Origin of the sequence: Methanoplanus endosymbiosus, assembly GCF_024662215.1 — an archaeon.
Classification (GTDB): Archaea; Halobacteriota; Methanomicrobia; order Methanomicrobiales; family Methanomicrobiaceae; genus Methanoplanus; species Methanoplanus endosymbiosus.
In genome coordinates, this window is sequence record NZ_CP096115.1 from 2,226,550 (window position 1) to 2,249,276 (window position 22,727).

A 22,727-nucleotide genomic window follows, 5' to 3' on the forward strand; every position below is an offset into this window, starting at 1 on the left:
GCCATAGTCTAAACCACCCTATATACATTTAGTATAGCTTACAGCTTCGATATATTATTTTGTTTTTCCATGATATGTGCCTTTCTAATGTAATATTGTGGTGCACCAATTAATGCAATATTATTTTTAATTTAAATTAGATTCATTTTAGAACAAAAATGACTGTCAAAACCCTAAATATGAATAAATGACAACTTTATTCTGTCTAAAGTGACATTGTAGAGATAAATAAAATGTGGAAAATTGGAGGAAATATTCATGATTCACTTCCAAATAAACTGAAGTTTCTCTATGAAAATGGTTATGCAGAACTTGTAGGTAAGTTTTTGAGAAAAAAACATGAACGACCCTGATTTTGAAAATAAAATGAAAAATCGTGGAGATTGCGAAAGAAAACACTCACACATAAAAAGTACAGTCAAATTTGACGTTAAAGGATATTGGGAAGATAGCAGGGAATTTAATGCCATACTGAATTTTGTCTGCTTCCAATTGCTGGATCTTTCACGTCTACAGTGTGGTATTAAAAATCCTGAGTTTTGCAACTATTACTGATTAGTTGATACACTCCGGATTAGCATCGAACATAGCGTGAGCTGTAAATTTATTTAAGGATTTTGAAGCATATTTTAATTCATCTCTGAAAATAATGTCAAAATTCACAGAAGATTTTTATCAAAACAGAGATTGCAGAGATAATCAGTAATTTTCAAAATATCAGAATAATTCTGTCCTGATAGGATTGGGGTTAACAGGACAGACTCCCTGTTTTCGGACAGCCTCCTAGGTAAAATTAAATCCTCAGACTCCAATTTCAGTACTTTAAAGATTCCGCAAATTTCATCACATAAGACCCCGGAGTTTTCTGCCTAAACTCAAATAGTTAAGTACTTCTCAATATTATATTGTGTCAAAACCTCTGCTGCGTGCCGTGGAATGTTTGCACAATCTGAATCAGACAAATGTTCAATATGATCTTGTTTTTTTGATGTACCAATTGCCAATCAATAGATATATATTGCCTCCAAAACATCATCCTTGTGGCAATATTTGGTCAAAAAAACAGCAAAATCCAGTCAGATACAGGACTGAAGCTTGGAAAACTTGAATTGATCTGTGATATTATTGAGGATCATATCTCCTTTCCAGATGGCAGATATTATGATTCAAAAACAATTGTAAGAGGAACAATAGCAGCGGCATGTTCTAAAAATTCGATTTCAGGACTTGTAAAAATGACAGATGGTTTGCCATCCCATACAACCTGTCTGAAATATTTACATAATATTGACATGGAGAAATTAGAATCAGATTCCTCTAAAATACTTTTATTGGCAGGGGAAGGCATAATTATAGAAGGCAGGGCTTACAATTTTGCTATTGATAAAACCCTCAAGCCATATTATGGGGTTAAAGACGAAGAAGAAGATCCTAATATTATACGCAACAAGAAGAAAGCATCGACAACCAAGTTCTTTGCTTACATGACTTTATCGATTGTGGACCAGGATAAGCACCTCACCCTTCTTGTTATTCCCTGGAAAGATAATGATAATAATTTAGATGGAATAAAAACATGTGTTGAGTTAATTCGGAGTTTAGGTCTGAAAATAAAATGTTTAATGTTAGACAGGGAGTTCTACACTGGTAAAATCTTTAGCTACCTAAAAGAATCAGATGTCCCACACCTCATGCCGGTGAAGCAACATGGTGAGGAACTCAAAAAGAATCTAAAAGGTAAAAAATCAAAATCCTTTAAACACACCCTAAATTCAAAATCAAAGTTCCCATTGGAGATAGAAATAGTTGACTGTATTGTCTATCAAATGGGAAAGAAAGGCAAAAATGGTGTACTTCATCGAGCATTTGTAGTTTATAAGGTATGTAAATCTCCAAAATCGATTAGAAGATTGTATAAACACAGATTTGCCATTGAGTCCACATATGTCCTTGCTAATAAAAGTGGTGCAAGGACATCCACTAAGGATCCGGTAGTTAGGTTTTATTATTTTTTAATCTCTTTTATAATACAGAACCATTGGGTTTCAATCAAATGGAAGAGATTTGCAAAACTTCAGAGGGGACCAAAGGTAATTTATAGAGATCGATTTCCCTTGCACCATTTTATCACTATCTTAATTAAAGAGGCTTGGGAGCATTTCCATTTATTGAGCCTTAATGAAATTGCCATAAGCTGATATTCAGACATCTTCATGAATTGAGTATGCAGATGGCCAGGTTTAGCGGTAGCTATTTTAAATTTTACAATATCTTTACTGGAAACGGTATAATTTCGATTCAAACTCATTTATTCAGACATTTATTCATGAAATATGAAGCAGTGTGTTGTGGTTCAAGTGGGATAAAATGGTGTTAACCAAAATCGGTTTACAAAATACATTTTTATCCCTCAAATTTGAAATGCAGGACATTTGGATATAATATTCAATTTAGGGGTATACAGTAAGACATTTTTAAAACAATATTCATCAATTTTAAATATTAATCGAGCACTTAATTTAAAGTACTGAATTTATATAAGCATTCATTCAAATATTGTGATACAACCATCTGGAGTGATCTATATTAAAAAATTAGTATTTCTTGAGGATTCTGACAGTATATCGTCTATTATAAGAGATTCTTCAATAAATGTCGATATAATTACGTATGTTTCTCTGAATCCGCAAGCATCATATGCATATGATCAATGTAATTTCAAATATCGAACAATCATTGATTATTGTAAAGATGACATCAAATGTTATCAAGAATGTTCCAATCAAGGGTTACAAAATTTCAAAAGAATTGAACGCATATGTGCAATTTTTGAAGAGGAAATTATTCAGCTCCATAAGATTCCTACATTGCACCCAGTTCATTATTCAATATTTAATTTGAAATTTTTATTTGATGGTTTATGGACTACAATAATAAAACTAAAAAAGATTATAGATATAGAAAAACCTGATTGTATTTATCTATACACATCAAAAATCTCAAAAAAGTTTATTGGTAGATATGCTTTTTCTAATGATGAATCTATATATGCAGAAGTATTACTCATGAAAGGGTGGCAAATCCCAATAAAAATAATTCATACAAATATATCGAATGTCAATGTGACAGATGAGGGATGTAATTCTTCAAAAAAAAGATGCTTATCTGTTTTTTTGAAAAAATATGATACATTATTCAATTTGGGATTAATATTCAAAAGAGAGGGCTTTATAGAAACATGTAAAGCCTGTTTTCATTCCTTAAGACTGTGGCACCACACACCTGTGTTGATATATAATTTTGGATATAATTGGGAAGATTCGCTTACTGAATTTTATCGTCGTGGTATACACCCAATATATCGTATTACTGATGAATCTTTAGATCAAGAACACATAGTGATACCTGATTATGAAGATCAAATTGCATTGATTTGTAAGTCACACCCTCAAATGCAGGAATTTAGTGATATTTTAGGAATAGATGTTTCGGCATTTTTTTTTAATAGGTTCTCACAAATTATTGAAATTTCAATCAAAGAATCCATATTATCATATTATTGTGCTAATAAATTAATTCAACGTAAAAAAATAAAATGCCTTCTCCTCTCAACAAGAGAGTTTGCAATAAGTCATGCTATTGTACAGGCAGCACGGGATGCAAAGATACCTGTTGTGTCATGGCAGCATGGGGGTGGGGGATATGCATTTTGGCCAATGATTCCATTCATAGAGTTTTTCAATTCAGATATACACTTTGTATTTTCAAAAAAAGTAGCACTAAAATATATTGAGACATCCCAAAAATTAGGGTTATTCAATACTCCGGTATTTTTACCAGTGGGTTCAAGTTCATTAGATAATTATTATGATAAAATTAGAACTAATTCCCATAGAGGAAAAATAAAAAATATTGTTTATATAACAACACATTACGAAGAAAATTTTGTTTTCATCTCACACCCTTTCAATCCTATAGGATTTGATGATAACCTCTGGATTTTTCAAAAGCAAATAATAGATCTCGCAAGGTTATTTACAGAAATAAATATAATAATTAAATTACATCCTACTCATCATAGTAAAGAACCTTTGAATAGCTATGCTAATGATGGGAAATATAAAAATATTCAGATTATTTCTTCAGAAAAAACAATTCCTGAACTCTTGGATGTCGCAGATCTAATTATAATTGATCATATCACAACTGGCATTCTTCAAATTCTTACTTCAAATATTCCAGTGTTTGCCTATAATGGATTCTCCCATGTTGATAGTGAGGCAATTGAATCCCTAAAAAAACGTACATATGTATATGAGGATATTGAAACATTAATTACAGACCTAAATAAATATATAACTGATCGGATTTCACCGAATCCTTCAGTAAATTATTCAAATACAGATTTTATTTTAAAGTATGGGACAGATATATCCAGACTTAACAGCGCAGAAAAAGCTGTTCAAAAAATTGGAGATTTAATAAATATAAAATAAAATATTAACTATTGATATTTACTTAAAATATTATTTATATTGATTGTAAGATGAGATATTATGAAATTAAAAGAAAAAGTTATTGTTATTGAGCAATTGGATGTTTTCACATCCATTTTCTATTATATTTTTCTAAATAAAGAACATCCAATTGCTTATTATATTCATAGAAGTCATGTTCTCGATTTCCTTTATGCGAACCTGCATTTAATTTCATCGAGATTAGAAAAAAAATTTATCCGACTGAACTTTAACGATTTTTTAGGGTCATATTGTGAAATTAAGGAGGAAACTGGCCTCTATGCAAATGACACTCTTTTCGGTAAAAACAATATGAATATTTTTTTAAATTCAACATTAAATTTTTGTGGAGATGCACGGTATTCTCTCGCTATTAAAAAAGAGCTATATAATCGATATACTGAGAAAAGAATCAAAACATTTGTATTTTTAAAAAAAATTGCAAATAAATCTGATAATATAGTGTTTTTACCCTACGATTCAGAAAATATTAATAATTTTTTATCAGAAAAAAATCAACTGCTTCATGATCCTCAGATACCAATAGTCTATACATATTTGCTAAAATTTTTTGGTGACATTAAAATCATTGGCTCTCTTTTTATTTTTCCTCTCATGCTGTTTTTACTATCTTGTTTTTTTTTATTTAAGGGCATAACATTTAGAAAAATTTCTAAAAAAAAATATACCTATGCAATTGATAGTTATAGTTATGGCATTGACTGGAAAAGACCGTATCATGAATTTTTTATTTACAACAGGAATGATTTTAATCCGGCAAAAATATTGCACGTTTTTAGAAGTTCTTTAACTGATAAGAAAACCAAAAATTTATTTCAAAGATACCATTACCCATCAACGGTCTGGAATCAACAAAAAATTCCATTTCAATTTTTTAGATCACGTATCTTGATGGGTATGTTTATTAAACAACTTGCTGGGTTTTGCTTTAATCTGATAAAAACAAGTAAAAAAACCTTTTTACTGATCCCCTGCCTTGCTGTAATAAAAATAACAGTCGAATCTGAAATTTTTTATTCCAATTATCAAATACATGTTTTTATGTCGAGGGATGAATATTCTTCGGTTCATATTGTGCGAACACTTGTTGCATGGAAAAACAAATCACATTCTATAGGATTTATGCATGGAGACTATACTATTCCTGGAATAGAAACATCTACCTATTTATTATTTGATAAATATGCAATTTATGGGACTTTTTACAAGAATTTCAATAATTCTGGCTTTAAATCTACACATACAGAAATAATTGGAGCAGGGATTTATGGTCTTGATAAGACATTTTTCTTATCTCAAAAAGGATATTTCCCACAGATATATAAAGAGATCAAAAAGAATTACAAGATCCTTTTAATAGTTGGAACTTATAGTGGAAATAATATTGACTCCTGTTTTACTAAACAATTATTAAAAAAATATTACTCCGAAGCACTTATGGCAACCGATGAATTTTCTGATTATTTACGTATTATAAAACCTGCAAGTGATGAATTGTCTGATCATGAATTGAATGAAATAATTCAAGGTCATGAACGAGTCATTGTTGATAAGGATTTATGGATATACAAGCTCATTTTGGTTTCAGATTTAACATTGGTTATTGGAACAACAACCGTTGGACTTGAATCCCTTGTTGCAGGAAAAAGAGTTCTTTATTATGATGTGTATCATTATCCAGAAAATGTATATGCAAAATACTCTGACCTTCTTGTAGCGTTTAATTATGAACATTTTTACAAGAATATACGTTCTGTTATTAAGGATGATCACTACCTTGATGATAATACCCTTGAATTAATACGAGAAGAGCACGGGTACCTATTTGATGGTCAGGTTGTTGAACGATTTCGAATAATGTGTCGTTCTCTTGTTAATGGTAAAGAATAAAAAAAATAAAGGCTCTATATTTTTAGTAACTCAGTTTTTGCTTTCATTTGACCAGATAATCATATTTACTAATTCTCTGAACGCTCCATGCCCGCCTTTGCGTTCACAAATATATTTGACCTTGTTTTTAACAAGGTCTTCAGCATCATCGGGGCAGCATGGAAATCCAACAACTTCAAGTAATGAAAGATCATTGATGTCATCCCCAATAAATGCTACATTTTGGGCCTTGATGTCATATTTGTTCATAATTTCGAGTCCTTTTAATAGTTTGTCTGTTATGCCAACATGAACTTCTTCAACACTGATTTTTGCGGCTCGGCTCAGAACAATCCTACTGTTCTCTTTGGTAATAATAACTGGAATTATATTATTCATTCTCAGTAGTTCAAAGCCCATTCCGTCTCTTGTACTGAAACACTTCAAAAGTTCACCGTTTTCGGAATAATACATGGATCCATCAGTAAGAACACCATCTACATCTGTAATTACCATCATAATTTTATTATTATCCAAAAAACATTTTCTTGATTGATCTACTCTTCCTTTTTTTTCAGGAATACTGTTCAAATCCATCTCCTCCTAAATATCCGGATATTAATAAGTAATTTTGTCGTAATGGCGTGCACCTCTGAATGAAACATCTCCTTTGAAATAGAGGTCATGGTATGTCTGAATCATCTCTTCTGCTTCTTTTTTATCTCCTTCTGTTTTCTCGAAATGATCATAGATCAACTCTTTATTTGCCTCAAACAGGAGTGAATAAAATTTCTCTTCAGGAATATCCGTAAAATTTACAAGCATTAAATCAATATTTTTGAATTTATTGAAAAAATCATCGGGGCCTTTTAGAAGATTCCGGTTAATTGCTTCATAATATAAATCACAGCCAGGATAAGGAGTAGGCGGTTTAATCGTTCTTAATTGAGAGTACACATTATAATCCTTTATTAACTGCAAATCTTCTTTTAAAGATTTTTCTGTATCTCCTAAATTACCCCATAAGATATTCAGTCCATATGCTATGTTATGTTTCCTTGCTATTTTAGCAGCATCAGTATTTTGCTTTACCGTAGTTCGTTTATTCATTAAGTCTAAGACATTCTGATCTGCTGATTCCATTCCAAAATTTACAAATGTACACCCGGAATCCTTCAAACACTGAGCTATTTCATCATCAAAAATGTCAACTCTTGCTTGGCATTCATATTTGATGCTTAAATCATTTTGTTCCAGAGATTCCTTAAATTCAAAGAGTCGCTTTTTTGAGGAGAGAAATAACTCATCGTTCATTGCAAAAAAACTGACACCATATTTTTCATTCAAAATTTTGATCTCATCTATAACATTTGTGTATCATATCCAAAATCGGAGAAATAGGTTAAAAATGAATTTTTATAAGTTGGATGAAATGTATCTGTGTTGACCTACCGGTACATTTGAAAGGTCCTCTTTTGTAGCAACTGAATTTTTACCCTCTATTTTAAGATCATCCAAGGTTGCTTTCTGGTTTTTGCATGCTATTATCTCAGCAAGTGATTTTTGTCTATGACCATTTATGATCAAACCGGCTATATGATCAAAGGGATTTATGTCCAACTTCTTAGCAGTTTTAACAATTGTTAAATTTCTGTCTACAACATTTGTTCCTTTCTCATTTCTTGTAAATAAGCTTATATCACGATGTCTGACCTGTGCTCGTGCTCCAAGCTCAGCATCATTATTATGAAGAGGGACGTGAGGGTGATCTAAGAATGTGAGTAAGAAGTCTTTATTCCGGTGTGTCTTCTCAATTCTTAGGTTCAACTCTTTATATTCAGTCTCGCTGTTAAATAACTCATCAAAGTCCTTTCTAATTTTTAATGCCCACTCTGGAGATGGATTGTCTTTATATGCTCTCATCTCTCTGTAAAATGCCCAAAACCGATCCATGAAATCTTCATGGACTTTTCTCATTACAGCAGTTTTAGGTTTTAATTTTTTATAGTGTCTGGCTTCATGAACCCAACATAACTGGTGTTCTTCAGTGATATTGTCGTATTGGGGTGCATCATCTGTAAGAAGAATTTTTGGAACTGGGTAATCTTTCTGTGATCTGTAATAAGCAATCAATCCAGCCTCAGTAACTCGCTTTTTAAGCGTTTTAAATCCTTCTTGACCAAATAACTCAACCAAACTATTTTCTAATTCAAATTCACTAAAGCAAGAGTTGTAAATATTTTCTCTAAGTTTTTTGATCCATTTTTTTGCGGTTCTAAGATTGGATAAATGTTCAAAGGCAAACTCATTGAATAGGTACTTGGGTTCTAAAACTTCCATAATGTGCTTAACTATGCTAATTCTATCCTTTTTTGGAGAAGTTCTAAATGCTGTGAAATTATGGTTTGAAAAGATATGTGTATTATATTGAGTGCCATTTACATTAGCTCCAGTTGTATCTGTCTGGAGGTAATCGGAGGACTTTATTCCTTCTTTTAGTATATCTTCCGATTCTTTATCTAAAACCTCATTCTTTTCAGTTAATTTCCTTGAGATTGTAGATTGGGCTATAAAGATACCATGGTTATTTAAAAAGGCTCTAATTCCATTTTCACTCATTCCACAAATTGCTTTGCATTCAATAATAAGTGCCTTTATTCCAGGACCAAATTCTCCACCATATCCTTGAGGTCGATCAGTTAAGAGATATCTTCCTTCTGAAGGGGAATAATATTTTTCAAGTAAAAACTTTGTATTTCTCGGACGAATTTCAATGTCCTGTATGATTAATTCAGAAAAGCCTTTAAAAACTGCATCTTTCGGAAGTTTATTTTTGTCAGAGTACCAGATCTTTTCTTCATGGATTTCGATTTTATGATTACGTTTTCCTCTGCCTTTATTTGGATTATTTTGATCTGATTTCTCTTTTTTTGAGCGTTCCTCCTCAGTAGAATGATTTTTATTGCCAGAACCCCCTTTTCTTTTTCCTTTTTTTGCGGCTTCCGGCCTACCCTGTTCACCAATTAGATGATTGTAATCATCTCTGAGTTGAAGATGCTCTTCATATAATTTATCGTATTTTGCAGATAGTTCCTCAAAGGCTGAGATGAGCAAATATATTATGTCTTTATCCGGAGAATTATCTATCCGATCAGGAGTTATTACGGATTCTAATTCTTTGAAGATACCATTTGACATAATGTATTCTATATTTTGAATTTATAAGTACAAATTATTATCCATTATCACATTACCTCACATTATGGATATGATACACATTTGTAATACTCCGGAACCTAATTCCTTTTTCAAGACGGTAACAAAAGTTGCAACGATTAGTACAACCACGACTTGTAATGATGGGAATTGATTTATCTTTAGGATTCATTCCATAAAATTTTAAACAGGTTGTATACTCATCCATAGGAAATAAGGACCATTCAGGAAATGGAATTGTGTCCAGTTTTCTGATTGGTTTCCTTCGCTCATTAATACTGATCTTTCCATTGATATTATAGGCAACTCCCTGAATTTTTGAAATATCCCCGTTATTCACTTTACAGTTGACAAGATCAACGAGGGTCTCTTCACCTTCACCAATAGCTACAATATCAGCGCTGGTGGTTTTTAAAATATATTCAGGAATTGCAGAAGGGCCATGTCCTCCAAGGACAAGCCAGGCATCTTTCTTATGTGAATTTATTGTTTTACATAATTCGACTACCGTTTCTTTAAATCGTGCTGCCAGAAAACCAAGCCCGATAATATCAAAACTCTCTTTTTTTAGATATTCAGCTAATTCCTCATTTGTGTAATGATAAATATCCTGACAATAAACACTAACTTCATAGCCATTGGCTTTTAAACATGCAGCCATATATCCTACACCGGATGGAAAATAATTATCTTTTTGATAGACATCATGTACAATAAACAGAATTTTACCCTTCATCACTCACCTCTTCCGATATTTTTAATCTAAACTATTAAATTTTTGAGATTATTAATTCCTACAATAAAGTATTTGTAATTAGAACTAATTTAATTAATATGAAATTCTTTTCATTATCATTACAAAATTACTTTATTCTACTAAATAGACAATAAAAGCCTACATTTTTATAATTATTTATCCTTTAATTTTACTGATCCATAAAGGTTATTATAACGTTGACTGTATTTTTCCTGCATTTTTTCATTTATCAGGACAATTTCCGGATGGGCCTTGAGAAGCCGGAGAATTTCCCTTAAGGAAAAAAATCCCCCTTCCGTATAAAGATGATCAAAAACAGTACTAAAAAATTCATAATCCTCCTGATAGTCCAAAGTCATTCTTAGATCCGGCTGATTTAATTCCACGTTCTTGACCTGAATATTCTTAACATTAAACAATCCAGTTTTAGTAAAAAATCTTTCCTGACCCTGTGTGTCATCAACATCCTTAATTTCGCATATTTTCCTGAGAGCGGAAACTCTGATACCTGTCGGAGTTACACCGAAAGGTAATCCTTTACAGGTAATATAGTCATATTCACTTGTCTGTAATTCATGCACAATTAGATCAATATATTCCGGGTCACAAAAAACATCATCAGCTTCAGCGCTGATAAAAGAGTCTGCTTTGAAATGATCTGCTGTATCCAGCCACCTTTGAAGTATATCAGTAGGGTGACCTCTAAAAATTTTGATGCTACAGCGACGAGCAATTTCCTCGAAAACATCATCCTCCGGAAGTACAGTGGTACAAATTACAAATAATTTTGATTTATGCGAATTTTTTACCCTTGTTATCATCTGTTCAATAATTGGTTTACCACATATAGGCAACAGATGTTTTCCAGGCAGGCGTGTTGAACCGACACGGGCAGTGATGAATACAGGAATATTCTCTTTGGTAAATTGTTTTGAATCGTTCATTGTTGTAGTTTCCTTTTTTTGATATTATCTCTATCATACTCGATGGCGGATATAATTATTTAGTAATTTGTATTAGTTATGTTATATTAGTTATTTTTTCTGTCCAAGTCCGTCAAAACTGAACACTCCTTCCACATGGAGTGAACACTTAAAATCAAACCTCATAATATATTTGGCAAAACCCTTGCGCAGTTCGCTTCGCGAACGCGCTCTGGCCTCAGGGCTTGCGCTTGAGTGATGGCCTGCTTCAAGAATACACTCGCGGGTATTTTCAGCAGGCGAGAGATTATTCTGTGATCTGTTATCATATGCGCAAATGATCCAAATTAGGGTGAATTATAAAAATAAGCCTAATTTGTTGCCAATTGTCTGTAAATTTAGGTGGGGAAAACTACTATGGAGATATTATTATTTTCAGCTTCATAATCTATTCAATGTTGCCGGAAAGGGTGTTCAGTGTCAGACGGAAAAGGTGTTTAATTCAGACGTAATATACAGATGAATGGATCAGTAATAAGTTAAAATTCAGAACTTATGTAGAGTGTATCGGGTGATGGGGGTTTTAGAGAAATACTGAATTTGTTAATATCCTTTATTCTAAAATAGTTTAAGAGATGATTAATATTACATGGATTTTGAAAACTTAGAAAGCCCATATTTTATTGGAGAAATTGGCATTAATCATAATGGTGATCTTCAAATTGCCAAAAAACTAATGGACGCCGTTTTTGCATGTGGCTGGGATTGCGTCAAATTCCAAAAGAGAAATCCCGATGTCTGTGTTCCGGAAAAACAAAAAAATGTAATTCGTGATACTCCCTGGGGTAAGATGACCTATCTTGACTATAAATATAAAGTTGAATTTGGGAAAACCGAATATGATTATATCAATAAGTACTGCAAAGAAAAACCTCTTAACTGGACAACGTCAGTATGGGATTTGGATAGCTTGCAGTTTACAATAAATTATGATGTACCATTTATCAAAATACCTTCTGCTCTGCTTACAAATCTTGAGCTGTTAAAAGAGGCAGCCCAGACTGATATTCCCCTTATAGTTTCAACGGGAATGTCTACATTTGAGGAAATCGACACAGCTATAAATTTAATTACAAAACATGGAGCAAAACCTGTTTTGATGCATACAAATTCCAGTTATCCTACACCCAATTCTGAATTAAATCTGAATCTTATCCCTGTGCTAAAAAAGAGATACGATTGTATAATTGGTTATTCTGGACATGAATATGATTTGGAACCAACAGTTATTGCAGTGGCCTTGGGAGCTCAGGTAATTGAACGGCATATTACTATTTCGCACAATCTGTGGGGGACTGATCAAAAATCAAGTCTGGAAGTTCACGCAATGGATCTGCTTAAAAAAAGGGCAAATGAAATATGGAATATGCTTGGTTCTTCTGACAAGGTTGTAACTCCCAGTGAAATACCTATTCGGGAAAAATTACGAATTTCCTGATACTTTTTTTCCTGATTAAAGTGTTGTATCTTACTTTCCGCAGATCTAAAAAACGTTTTAGCATAATTTATTCTGAACTAAATGAAAATTTTCGCTTTAAATCAAAATAGGGCCATTTAGTTTGGTTTTGTCAAATCAGCACTTTTAATTTGAAACATTTCATGCCGTTTTAACCTAACTCTGGCAAACAATATTCTCACTTGTATAATTTGGTTGTGAGAATATGATCATTCCTTTACAACAATGACATATGCTCTCCAGCCTCTGTATTTTTTTGGTACATCGACTTTAGCAGAGTTGCCAAACGGTGTAACTTTCTTTTCATAAACTACTTCTACTTCTTCCTGTAAGGTGAAATTCTTCTCAACAACATCTACTTTTCTCACACTTAAATATATCTATGGATATCCCTAAATACTTTGTGATCGAAATATATAGGATATGTTGATTCCCCACCTGGATTTGAGATACTGGGTACAGTTTACTTTTGGGTTTGGTGAAAAGCAGTGAATAATGAGGATTTACTCGATTTAATGCCTGAAAAGCTTGATGCGCTACCAATTATCAATTATTTTATTGATAAACTTGAACTTGACGATATTTTGAAATGTGCAATGCCTCATGCAGATCCAAGTAATCATATTATGCCACATATCTCAATTGGCATCGTATTAAGAAATATAATTGCGGGACGACTGGCACTTTATAATTTCAAAGACTGGGTGGATCCATTTGCACCACAACTTTTTCATCTTAATTCGGAACAGGTTGATTACATCAATGATGACAGGGTTGGTAGGGCACTTGAAAAGCTATTTGATGCCGACAGAGCCAGTCTTATGACTGAAATTGTCTTAAAAGCAGTTCGTAAATTCGATATCGAAATGGATCAGTTTCACAATGATTCAACCTCAATAACTTTCTATGGTAACTATGAAGATGCAAACGGGGAAGACCAGCGTGGGAAATCAACACTTAACATTACCCATGGGCATAACAAAGATCACAGACCTGATCTTAAGCAGCTTGTATTTGATCTAACTGTTTCGTCTGACGGAGCTATACCTATACACTATAAAAATTACGATGGTAATCGAACGGACGATACAACACATATTGATACTTGGGATACGCTTAGGAAAATCAAAGGGGATACTGAGTTTATTTACGTGGCGGACAGTAAATTGTGTGTTACTGAAACAATGAAGCATATCGATAAAGAGGGAGGATTCTTTATCACCATTCTGCCGAAAACAAGGTCTGAGGAAAAATGGTTTAGGGATCATGTTGCCGAAAATAAGGTCTCATGGGATGAAATTTGTAAGGTTCAGAATCCAAGGGATAAGAAAGGACAAACCATTACGTGGAAAATGGTAGAATCGCCCATATGCTCAAAAGAGGGATTTAGAATTGTGTGGGCATGGAATTCCAAAAAAGAAGAAATTGACCAAAATCGCCGGCAAAAAAGGATAGATAAAAGTATTTTGGAACTTGAGGAATTGCAAAAGAGATTAGAAAGTAAGCGATGCCGCCTGAAAACAAAACAGGCAGTATCACAAGAAGTAGAGACTATTATAGAAGCAACAGGCACAAAGCGCTGGATTGATGTGGAAATAGATGAAATAAGCAAAATATCCTATAAACAGGAAAAGAGAGGACGGCCAACGAAAGATACCAAATATGTAGCTAATACTAAAAGTCCAGTACCAAGTGAAATGGAAAATCAATGACGTAAACGTCAAAACTGATGCACGTAGCGATGGTATGTTTCCTCTAATCACAAATTGTAAAGAGATGACTCACGGGGAGATCCTGGAGAAATATAAATATCAACCAAAAATTGAGAAACGTCATGAACAACTTAAGACTGTATATGGAGTAGCGCCCATCTTCCTGAAAAATATTACCCGTATTGAGGCACTTTTGTTCATTTATTTCGTTGCACATCTGGTTCAGTCATTAATTGAGCGCGAAATAAGGATAAATATGAAAAAATCAGGGATGGAATCAATTCCGATTTATCCCGAAAAGCGGCAATGTGCTTCACCTACTACAGATAGAGTACTGAGCTTATTTGATGACATGAAGTGCCAGCATCTCACTAATGACGGAACATTAGTCAAAACATTCAATCCAAAACTAAACGACATACAAATTACCATCTTAGACCTTCTTAATATGCCCCACTTAACATATTCTCAATATTATTGACTCCTTTTTTCTGAAACTTAGGTAATTCTTTTTTTAGCGAAATGAGATGTGCGGAAAGTAAGATTTAATAAACCATAGGTACTGGACTATAATTTAAAATGTGATACGGCCATTTTAAAAATGGCTCGTTAGGAATTTTCGGGAATCCAAGTTAAATGATGATGTTATTGGCCGTACTCTTGATGCAGTTTACGAATATGGTGTGACCAAATTATTCAATGAAATTGTAGTTAAATCTTTAATCAATGATGAATTTGCAGCTAAACTGATCCATGTTGACACTACCAATTTCAGTGTTTATGGCAAATATAATCGTAATTCTGACAATACTATCAATATTACGAAGGGGTACCCAAAAGACGGAAGATGGGATCTTAACCGTTTTGTGCTTGGAAGAGGGCGCAGGAGTAATCCTGTGTCCTTATTCGACGACATCATATAATTGTTGCAATTTAATTGTGACCCCTATTTTTTCTAACATTATTCAATAATTATCCTGCTGATTTCCCCAAGGGTGCGAAATCTAAAATCCTAGGAAAATCTCTATTTGTTAATATGACATATTACTATTACGATCTATGAAAAAAACATTGGATTTGGGTTGTGGGAATAGAAAGAAAGAAGGTATGATTGGAATTGATATAAATCCTAATACTGATGCAGATATAATTCATGATCTTAATATTTTTCCTTATCCGTTTGAGGAATCTACTTTTGATGAAATATATGCTGATAATGTGATTGAACATCTTGATAATCCAATAAAAGTGATGGAGGAGTTACATCGTATCAGTAAAAGTGGTGCATCAATTATTATTAAAGTTCCATATTTTCGATCTAGGTATGCATTCATCGATCCTACCCATCGGCATTTTTTCACTGTAGAATCCTTCACATATTTCGATCCTGAGCATTCACATCACACACTTTTTAATTATTCTGAATTTATGTTTGAAACAAAAAAAATAATTTTTGACGAAAATTTATACCCAAAGAATTTGCGACATCCCATCCATTCAATACTGAAATACTTTTGTGACAAATATCCGGTGTTTTATGAGCATCATCTAAGTCATCTGGTCCCCTTAGATGAATTAACATTTTATCTTAAAACTATTAAACTGGGTAAAATATGAAAAAAGTTGAAAAAAAAGAACTTGATATTAATAAGAAAAAATTAGACATTTCTTTCATCGTCTCTCCAACAAATGTAACAAGCGAATACATGCCTTTTTATTTTCTTTACCTTTCGGGTTATCTAGAAAAAGATGGATTTGAATGTGAAATATTTAATGAAATCATAAAATAATGAGGAGGAATTGGGATGATACAAAAGGTTAAAAAAATATTTGATCATATTATGTTGAACCCAACATATGTCAGTACAAAAAAAATAGAACAGGTTCTTAAAAAAAGTAAACTCTTAAATTGCAATAAAATATTGGATGTTGGTTGCGGTGACAAAAAATATCATAAATTATTCAGCTCTTCGTCTTATATTGGATTAGAATATCCTTCAAACACAGAAGATCACCCTGTTGACATAAAATTACCTGACATATGGGGTGATGCCCGTAAATTACCATTTAAAGATAATTATTTTGAAGCATTGATTTGTTTCCAGGTATTAGAACATATCCCTGAAACATCAGAGATAATTCAAGAGTTCAACAGAGTATTAATGCTTGATGGTAAATTGATTATCTCAGTTCCCCATTCTTATCGTATTCATGAATCACCGTATGATTTTTGGAGATTTACAAAATATGGTCTAATATATTTACTATTAAAAAATGGATTTGAAATTATCCAGATTGAACCAACAACGAATAGTTTTTACAATGCATGGAATATTTTATTAACTACTCTTTTTCAACCAAATGTAAAATGTACAAAACTAAAAATAGCTATTTTGACATTGACGATGTATTTTTTGAAATTAACTGTTTATAATATGGATGACCAGAAAGAATGGGAAAATCCTGTTGATTGGATTGTAATTGCAAAAAAAAGTAAGTAAGGTGTATATTCCGTTTCATTTGGACACCAGTTCCGTCTGACCCTGAACAGTAAGTCGAATAACAGGGCGGGATTACTACCACCCCGTCTTCCAAGAACGCACCGGTGCGACTTTCACCGCAGTACGCTCACGCATTCCACTACCCGTTAACGGGCGGCAGAGCAAAATAAGATTATTTTGTTTGGAACCATGGTGTTTGTCTTCTCATCCTGTCCTTTTCTTTTGAGAAAATATTTCCTGTCAAGATAAGGATTAGCATTAAGTTTTGGGTAAGAAGGCACAGTCGTATTTTTCAGTGATATGACATCTGAAACAGACAATGTCAGCTTAGATCAGCTGAAAAACTAATCTATGCATAAAAATGATCAGTCATCACTGATTTTTCAGAAAGTGCCGGTAAGAATGTCTACGGATGGGAGCTTCAGAGAATTGTATTATAGTCATCCGCATAAGATCTTGTAACCTGCATTCCCGGAAACACATAACCCACTCTGAAATCTAACTCCACATTTTTCTTAATATTCCAAAATACTCCCCAAGATCAAACCGATAGTTTTATAATCGTTATGTGTTAAATAATACACATAACGATTAGGGGTTTACATGGTCGCAATAGTTCACCAAACAGACAAAAGATCCGGGATAACCTATGCTTACCGCTCTGTATCATACTGGGACAAGGAAAAGAAACAGTCACGTGCCAAACGTACCCTTATTGGGCGTGTAGACAAAGAGACAGGTAAAATAGTCCCCACTGATGGACGCAACAGGAAGAAAAAAGAAGGTAATCCGCCTGTGAAACGTAATACAAAGAGGGTTGAGGAAGCACATCGTTCATTCTACGGAGCCACATATCTACTGGATGCTATTGGTGAGAAATTAGGTCTCATTCAGGATCTGAAACAGTGTTTCCCCGACACATATGAGCAAATCTTATCCGTTGTGTACTATTTAATCCTTGAAGACAGCACTCCGCTATACCGTTTTGAGAAGTGGGGACTCCTACATAAGCATCCTTATGGCAAAGACATCACCTCACAACGCAGTAGTGAACTGTTTTCCAGCATTACCGAGGCAAATAAACTACAGTTCTTCAGACTTCAGGGAAAGAGAAGGATGGATAATGAATTCTGGGCTTATGATACAACATCTCTGTCCAGCTATTCAGAAACCCTCAGGCAGGTACAGTATGGTCGCAACAAGGAGCACGACAAACTGGCACAGCTGAATCTTGCTCTGGTCTTTGGACAGGAGTCCAATCTCCCTTTCTATTACAGAAAACTCGCAGGTAATATCCCGGATTCAAAGACCATTACACGCCTGCTTGAAGAGCTGGATATTCTTGATCACTCAAGAGTTAAACTGGTTCTTGACCGGGGCTTTTACAGTGAGGTCAATATCAACAACCTGTTTAAGAATCACGTGAAGTTCCTTGCAGGTGTCAGAATGTCTCTGAAATTTGTCTATGGAGAACTTGATGCAGTCTATGACACTTTTAGGAGCTTTGAACGTTACAGTGAGAATTACGAACTGTATTGCCAGACTGTCCGGACCACCTGGAATTATACACAAGAGCGTCCTTACAAAGGAGATAATCTTCAGGAATCACGCCGTCTTTACATCCACTATTTCTACAATATTGACCAGGCAGCCGAAGATGAGAAAAACTTCGACCGAAAGCTAATCGCACTAAAAAAGGAACTGGAGTCAGGAGAGCGTGTTCCAGGACACGCTAAACTTTACAAGCAGTACTTCATTACCAAAACAACACCTAAGAGAGGAACAAAGGCACAGATTATTGATGAAAATGTCATCAAAGCCAAGCGATATTTTGGGTTTTTTGCTCTGATTACCAATGAAAAGATGGATGCAGTAACTGCTCTTGAACTCTACCGCAACAAAGATGTGGTTGAAAAGGCCTTTGGAAATCTCAAAGAACGCCTGAATATGCGCCGTACACTCGTTTCTTCAGAACAGAGCCTTGATGGGAAACTGTTTGTGCAGTTTGTGGCACTGATCTACTTATCTTATCTCAAAAAGCAGATGCAGGATCATAACCTTTTCAGGAATTACACATTGCCTGGTATGTTGGACAAACTGGATGTCATCGAGTGTTTTGAACAACCAGGAAAATCTCTCAGAGTGGGTGAGATACTCGATAAACAGGAGCAGCTGTACCGGGACCTGGGGGTGACACCACCCACATCGTTATGAATGGGCGGGAATCCAGGATTAAAGCTGTCAGTTGGGAAACAGTCTGCACCTCTGACACAGGACAATTCACACTGAGCACCCATAAGAAAGCTAATGTAGTCCATCTCTGTGTATTTGGGCATTGGTGGCATTCTGGCAGATTACATTGTCAATATTATATATAGATATTTCGATTTTAAAAAAGTTCTGCGTAACTCCTATATAATACACATATCTTTTCAAACCATAATTTCACAGCATTTAGAACTTCTCCAAAAAAGGATAGAATTAGCATAGTTAAGCACATTATGGAAGTTTTAGAACCCAAGTACCTATTCAATGAGTTTGCCTTTGAACATTTATCCAATCTTAGAACCGCAAAAAAATGGATCAAAAAGCTTAGAGAAAATATTTACAACTCTTGCTTTAGTGAATTTGAATTAGAAAATAGTTTGGTTGAGTTATTTGGTCAAGAAGGATTTAAAACGCTTAAAAAGCGAGTTACTGAGGCTGGATTGATTGCTTATTACAGATCACAGAAAGATTACCCAGTTCCAAAAATTCTTCTTACAGATGATGCACCCCAATACGACAATATCACTGAAGAACACCAGTTATGTTGGGTTCATGAAGCCAGACACTATAAAAAATTAAAACCTAAAACTGCTGTAATGAGAAAAGTCCATGAAGATTTCATGGAGGTTTTGGGCATTTTACAGAGAGATGAGAGCATATAAAGACAATCCATCTCCAGAGTGGGCATTAAAAATTAGAAAGGACTTTGATGAGTTATTTAACAGCGAGACTGAATATAAAGAGTTGAACCTAAGAATTGAGAAGACACACCGGAATAAAGACTTCTTACTCACATTCTTAGATCACCCTCACGTCCCTCTTCATAATAATGATGCTGAGCTTGGAGCACGAGCACAGGTCAGACATCGTGATATAAGCTTATTTACAAGAAATGAGAAAGGAAAAAAGGTCGTAGACAGAAATTTAACAATTGTTAAAACTGCTAAGAAGTTGGACATAAATCCCTTTGATCATATAGCCGGTTTGATCATAAATGGTCATAGACAAAAATCACTTGCTGAGATAATAGCATGCAAAAACCAGAAAGCAACCTTGGATGATCTTAAAATAGAGGGTAAAAATTCAGTTGCTGCAAAAGAGGACCTTTCAAATGTACCGGTAGGTCAACACAGATACATTTCATCCAACTTATAAAAATTCATTTTTAACCTATTTCTCCGATTTTGGATATGATACCTGGCCTTTCGCCCATTTCAAAAGGCAAATGATCAAATTGAATCTTAAATCCTCATATTTGGGATTAATTTATACATTAAGGCCATATGTGCCAGATTGTATATGAAATTATTATTCATGAGAGAGTAAGATGGCATTCTGGTTTTACTTCTCATCTCTGGAAATCTGAGATGTTTTTTGGGTAAAATGTGTGGCAAATTAGGACATTTGTATCAATCTCGGATTTAGGATCTCGGATCAGCGAAAGGGCAGTGATACCTTCTTTCCGTAATATGGGGTTAGCGTTATATCAATTGCAAAATCATACTTCTGACCTTTCTTAAGGATTCCTTTTCCCACTTTTAAAAGCATTTTTGGAGTATTTAGAGTTAATTCATCTATATCAAGGCCGTGAAGTTTCTTTAGGCAAGTCGTATGAGACGGTAGTCCTTCCGTCATTTTTGCAAAACCGGATATTGAGTTATTAGAACATGCCGTAGCGATAGTTCCTCTAATCAATGTTAGACTATCATAGTTTCTGCCACCTGTTAAGGTTACATTCCCCTCGACAAGGGCACATATCGGTTCAAGATTTCCAAGCTTATTATCTCTATTAAACTCCGTTTTATCCATTTTTTGACCATTGGGAGTTATATGGGGCAGTTTTGAGAGTATATAAACCTCTTCATGAATCAACCGTACGTCAAAAAAATAAGATGAAATCTGGCTAAATTCTGAAAGAATATGAGATTATTGTGGTAAACGCGCAGTAGCCATGATGGTTTGCCATTAAACTAGAGAAGTACTTAACTTTCTCAAGTTAGGCAGAAATACTCTGAGCTAAAAATGGGGTTTTTCAGGAAATGTTTAAAGTACTGTACTTACATTTTTAGATTATCCACACATCCCTCTTCATAATAATGATGCTGAGCTTGGAGCACGAGCACAAGTTAGACATCGTGATGTAAGCTTATTTACAAGGAATAAGAAAGGAACAAAGGTCGTAGATAGAAATTTAACAATTGTTAAAACTGCTAAGAAGTTGGACATAAATCCCTTTGAACATATAGCCGGTTTGATCAGAAATGGTCATAGACAAAAATCACTTGCTGAGATAATAGCATGTAAAAATCAGAAAGCAACCTTAGATGATCTTAAAATAGAATGTGAAGATTCAGTGGCTGAAAAAGAGGACCTTTCAAATGTACCGTTAGGTCAACACAGGTCCATTTCATCTAACATATAAAAATTCATTTTTAACATATTTCTCCGATTTTGGATATGATACCAATTTATATCAATCTGTAAATTGAAGATGAACTGAGATTAGTTTTTCAGTTAGTTTATTTGCATCATAGTTATCAATAACATCTTTTCGTCCAATTATACCCATTTTTCTCCTCTGATCCGGATTTAATTTTAAAAATTTTATTGCTTCTGAAAGGCCCACGATATCTTTCGGTGAAATTAAAATACCTGAAAGTCCGTCTTTTACAATCTCAGGACATCCTCCAATATTGCTTGCAATAACGGGAACTTCACATGCAAGGCTTTCTAAAAGAACCAGGCCCAGACCTTCCGAATGACTTGGTAAAACCAAAAAATCAGCGGCATTCATTAAGACAGGCATTTTTTCAGGACTGATATCACCTAAAAAGATACAATTAGACATATGTTTTGGGATTTGTCCCGGTCCTCCAAAGATAAAAGTAATATCAGGATTTAATTTTGCTGATTCTATAAGTTCAAAGATACCTTTCATTGGATGCAATCTGCCGGCATAAAGACAGACGCATGCCTCTTCTGAAATATTGAATTGTTCTCTGCAATAATTCTTGTCCATGGGCCTGAATTTATCAATATCCACCCCATTTGCAATTGCTGTCACTTTGTCCCTCTCATAACCCAGAGAGATTATAGTATTTTTTAATGCTTCACTGCATGTAATTACATGATCAGCTTTATTTAATGAATAATTTATCAGGGCCCTGTTAAACCTGTTTTTAAACGGGTAAATGAGTGCATCATCTCCATGAAATTTCAGAACCAGAGGCCTCTTATTCTTTAATAAACTGGGAATTATGCTGCTGTGAGGGATATATTCCGCCTGTAAAATGTCTATGTCACGATTAAGAGAATTTACCAGACTTTCTGTATAAAATGGAGCATAAGCCAGTGGATTTGTGCTTTTTTTAACTGCCTTAATTACCTGAACATCACAGTTTTCAAGATCATCAACCATCCTTTTAAC

At 34.0% G+C, this 22,727-nt stretch carries 20 protein-coding genes and 1 pseudogene; 13 read left to right on the plus strand and 8 right to left on the minus strand.

The window, feature by feature from the left end:
• Window positions 1-1,040 precede the first annotated feature (1,040 nt).
• The 3 genes from L6E24_RS09890 (at window position 1,041) to L6E24_RS09900 (ending at window position 6,428) form a co-directional block, all read left to right on the plus strand.
• On the plus strand, window positions 1,041-2,198 hold the full coding sequence (locus L6E24_RS09890; protein WP_257741824.1) for a transposase: 1,158 nt from the start codon (window positions 1,041-1,043) through the stop codon (window positions 2,196-2,198).
• Between the two features lie 378 nt (window positions 2,199-2,576).
• A complete protein-coding gene (locus L6E24_RS09895; protein WP_257741825.1) occupies window positions 2,577-4,496 on the plus strand; it encodes a glycosyltransferase family protein in 1,920 nt (639 codons plus the stop codon).
• A 60-nt stretch (window positions 4,497-4,556) separates the two neighbouring features.
• Window positions 4,557-6,428, plus strand: coding sequence for a hypothetical protein (locus tag L6E24_RS09900; protein WP_257741826.1), 1,872 nt, complete (start codon window positions 4,557-4,559; stop codon window positions 6,426-6,428).
• Window positions 6,429-6,458: 30 nt separating this feature from the next.
• On the opposite strand, the gene L6E24_RS09905 is transcribed toward L6E24_RS09900, so the two are convergent.
• From L6E24_RS09905 to L6E24_RS09925, 5 genes are all read right to left on the minus strand, one after another.
• Complete coding sequence (locus L6E24_RS09905) at window positions 6,459-7,004, minus strand: KdsC family phosphatase (protein WP_257741827.1); 546 nt, start codon at window positions 7,002-7,004, stop codon at window positions 6,459-6,461.
• Between the two features lie 21 nt (window positions 7,005-7,025).
• A complete protein-coding gene (locus L6E24_RS09910) occupies window positions 7,026-7,754 on the minus strand; it encodes a B12-binding domain-containing radical SAM protein (protein WP_257741828.1) in 729 nt (242 codons plus the stop codon).
• Between the two features lie 69 nt (window positions 7,755-7,823).
• Entirely contained in the window at window positions 7,824-9,605 is a 1,782-nt protein-coding gene (locus tag L6E24_RS09915) for an IS66 family transposase (protein WP_257741680.1), read from the minus strand.
• A gap of 52 nt (window positions 9,606-9,657) precedes the next feature.
• Window positions 9,658-10,359 carry a B12-binding domain-containing radical SAM protein gene (locus L6E24_RS09920; protein ID WP_257741829.1) on the minus strand — a complete coding sequence of 234 codons (702 nt, stop codon included), beginning with the start codon at window positions 10,357-10,359 and terminating at the stop codon, window positions 9,658-9,660.
• A gap of 173 nt (window positions 10,360-10,532) precedes the next feature.
• Window positions 10,533-11,324: a cytidylyltransferase domain-containing protein gene (locus tag L6E24_RS09925; RefSeq protein WP_257741830.1), complete on the minus strand. Its 792-nt coding sequence runs from the start codon at window positions 11,322-11,324 to the stop codon at window positions 10,533-10,535.
• Between the two features lie 628 nt (window positions 11,325-11,952).
• Between L6E24_RS09925 and L6E24_RS09930 the strand changes: the two genes are divergently transcribed.
• Complete coding sequence (locus L6E24_RS09930) at window positions 11,953-12,801, plus strand: N-acetylneuraminate synthase family protein (protein ID WP_257741831.1); 849 nt, start codon at window positions 11,953-11,955, stop codon at window positions 12,799-12,801.
• A gap of 227 nt (window positions 12,802-13,028) precedes the next feature.
• Here L6E24_RS09930 and L6E24_RS09935 read toward each other — a convergent pair whose 3' ends face one another.
• Window positions 13,029-13,187 carry a DUF2080 family transposase-associated protein gene (locus L6E24_RS09935; RefSeq protein ID WP_257741832.1) on the minus strand — a complete coding sequence of 53 codons (159 nt, stop codon included), beginning with the start codon at window positions 13,185-13,187 and terminating at the stop codon, window positions 13,029-13,031.
• 147 nt (window positions 13,188-13,334) lie between these two features.
• Between L6E24_RS09935 and L6E24_RS09940 the strand changes: the two genes are divergently transcribed.
• From L6E24_RS09940 to L6E24_RS09980, 9 genes and pseudogenes are all read left to right on the plus strand, one after another.
• Complete coding sequence (locus L6E24_RS09940; protein ID WP_257741833.1) at window positions 13,335-14,531, plus strand: IS1634 family transposase; 1,197 nt, start codon at window positions 13,335-13,337, stop codon at window positions 14,529-14,531.
• Entirely contained in the window at window positions 14,512-15,012 is a 501-nt protein-coding gene (locus L6E24_RS09945) for a hypothetical protein (RefSeq protein ID WP_257741834.1), read from the plus strand. The genes L6E24_RS09940 and L6E24_RS09945 overlap by 20 nt, the downstream gene beginning before the upstream one ends.
• Window positions 15,013-15,151: 139 nt before the next feature.
• Window positions 15,152-15,439 (plus strand): annotated as a pseudogene (locus L6E24_RS09950) (DUF4277 domain-containing protein); the annotation flags it as partial.
• 151 nt (window positions 15,440-15,590) lie between these two features.
• Window positions 15,591-16,148, plus strand: a complete 558-nt coding sequence (locus L6E24_RS09955) for a class I SAM-dependent methyltransferase (RefSeq protein ID WP_257741836.1) — start codon at window positions 15,591-15,593, stop codon at window positions 16,146-16,148.
• Complete coding sequence (locus L6E24_RS09960) at window positions 16,145-16,321, plus strand: hypothetical protein (RefSeq protein WP_257741837.1); 177 nt, start codon at window positions 16,145-16,147, stop codon at window positions 16,319-16,321. Before L6E24_RS09955 ends, L6E24_RS09960 begins: the two co-directional genes overlap by 4 nt.
• 15 nt (window positions 16,322-16,336) lie before the next feature.
• A complete protein-coding gene (locus L6E24_RS09965; protein ID WP_257741838.1) occupies window positions 16,337-17,032 on the plus strand; it encodes a methyltransferase domain-containing protein in 696 nt (231 codons plus the stop codon).
• A gap of 603 nt (window positions 17,033-17,635) precedes the next feature.
• On the plus strand, window positions 17,636-19,246 hold the full coding sequence (locus L6E24_RS09970) for an IS1634 family transposase (protein ID WP_257741839.1): 1,611 nt from the start codon (window positions 17,636-17,638) through the stop codon (window positions 19,244-19,246).
• 287 nt (window positions 19,247-19,533) lie between these two features.
• Window positions 19,534-19,962, plus strand: a complete 429-nt coding sequence (locus L6E24_RS09975) for a hypothetical protein (protein WP_257741840.1) — start codon at window positions 19,534-19,536, stop codon at window positions 19,960-19,962.
• Complete coding sequence (locus L6E24_RS09980) at window positions 19,910-20,455, plus strand: IS66 family transposase (protein WP_257741841.1); 546 nt, start codon at window positions 19,910-19,912, stop codon at window positions 20,453-20,455. Before L6E24_RS09975 ends, L6E24_RS09980 begins: the two co-directional genes overlap by 53 nt.
• 279 nt (window positions 20,456-20,734) lie before the next feature.
• On the opposite strand, the gene L6E24_RS09985 is transcribed toward L6E24_RS09980, so the two are convergent.
• Together L6E24_RS09985 and L6E24_RS09990 are read right to left on the minus strand one after the other, a co-directional pair.
• Complete coding sequence (locus L6E24_RS09985) at window positions 20,735-21,172, minus strand: hypothetical protein (protein WP_257741842.1); 438 nt, start codon at window positions 21,170-21,172, stop codon at window positions 20,735-20,737.
• Window positions 21,173-21,773: 601 nt separating this feature from the next.
• Window positions 21,774-22,718, minus strand: a complete 945-nt coding sequence (locus tag L6E24_RS09990) for a glycosyltransferase family 4 protein (protein WP_257741843.1) — start codon at window positions 22,716-22,718, stop codon at window positions 21,774-21,776.
• Window positions 22,719-22,727 lie beyond the last annotated feature (9 nt).

Excerpts from the sequence above, each read along its gene's own strand:
- L6E24_RS09900 (WP_257741826.1), top strand. The coding sequence starts at position 4,557 with ATGAAATTAAAAGAAAAAGTTATTGTTATTGAGCAATTGGATGTTTTC.
- L6E24_RS09905 (WP_257741827.1), bottom strand. The coding sequence starts at position 7,004 with ATGGATTTGAACAGTATTCCTGAAAAAAAAGGAAGAGTAGATCAATCA.
- L6E24_RS09915 (WP_257741680.1), bottom strand. The coding sequence starts at position 9,605 with ATGTCAAATGGTATCTTCAAAGAATTAGAATCCGTAATAACTCCTGAT.
- L6E24_RS09920 (WP_257741829.1), bottom strand. The coding sequence starts at position 10,359 with ATGAAGGGTAAAATTCTGTTTATTGTACATGATGTCTATCAAAAAGAT.
- L6E24_RS09925 (WP_257741830.1), bottom strand. The coding sequence starts at position 11,324 with ATGAACGATTCAAAACAATTTACCAAAGAGAATATTCCTGTATTCATC.
- L6E24_RS09930 (WP_257741831.1), top strand. The coding sequence starts at position 11,953 with ATGGATTTTGAAAACTTAGAAAGCCCATATTTTATTGGAGAAATTGGC.
- L6E24_RS09940 (WP_257741833.1), top strand. The coding sequence starts at position 13,335 with ATGCCTGAAAAGCTTGATGCGCTACCAATTATCAATTATTTTATTGAT.
- L6E24_RS09955 (WP_257741836.1), top strand. The coding sequence starts at position 15,591 with ATGAAAAAAACATTGGATTTGGGTTGTGGGAATAGAAAGAAAGAAGGT.
- L6E24_RS09960 (WP_257741837.1), top strand. The coding sequence starts at position 16,145 with ATGAAAAAAGTTGAAAAAAAAGAACTTGATATTAATAAGAAAAAATTA.
- L6E24_RS09965 (WP_257741838.1), top strand. The coding sequence starts at position 16,337 with ATGATACAAAAGGTTAAAAAAATATTTGATCATATTATGTTGAACCCA.
- L6E24_RS09970 (WP_257741839.1), top strand. The coding sequence starts at position 17,636 with ATGGTCGCAATAGTTCACCAAACAGACAAAAGATCCGGGATAACCTAT.
- L6E24_RS09975 (WP_257741840.1), top strand. The coding sequence starts at position 19,534 with ATGGAAGTTTTAGAACCCAAGTACCTATTCAATGAGTTTGCCTTTGAA.
- L6E24_RS09980 (WP_257741841.1), top strand. The coding sequence starts at position 19,910 with ATGAAGATTTCATGGAGGTTTTGGGCATTTTACAGAGAGATGAGAGCA.
- L6E24_RS09990 (WP_257741843.1), bottom strand. The coding sequence starts at position 22,718 with ATGGTTGATGATCTTGAAAACTGTGATGTTCAGGTAATTAAGGCAGTT.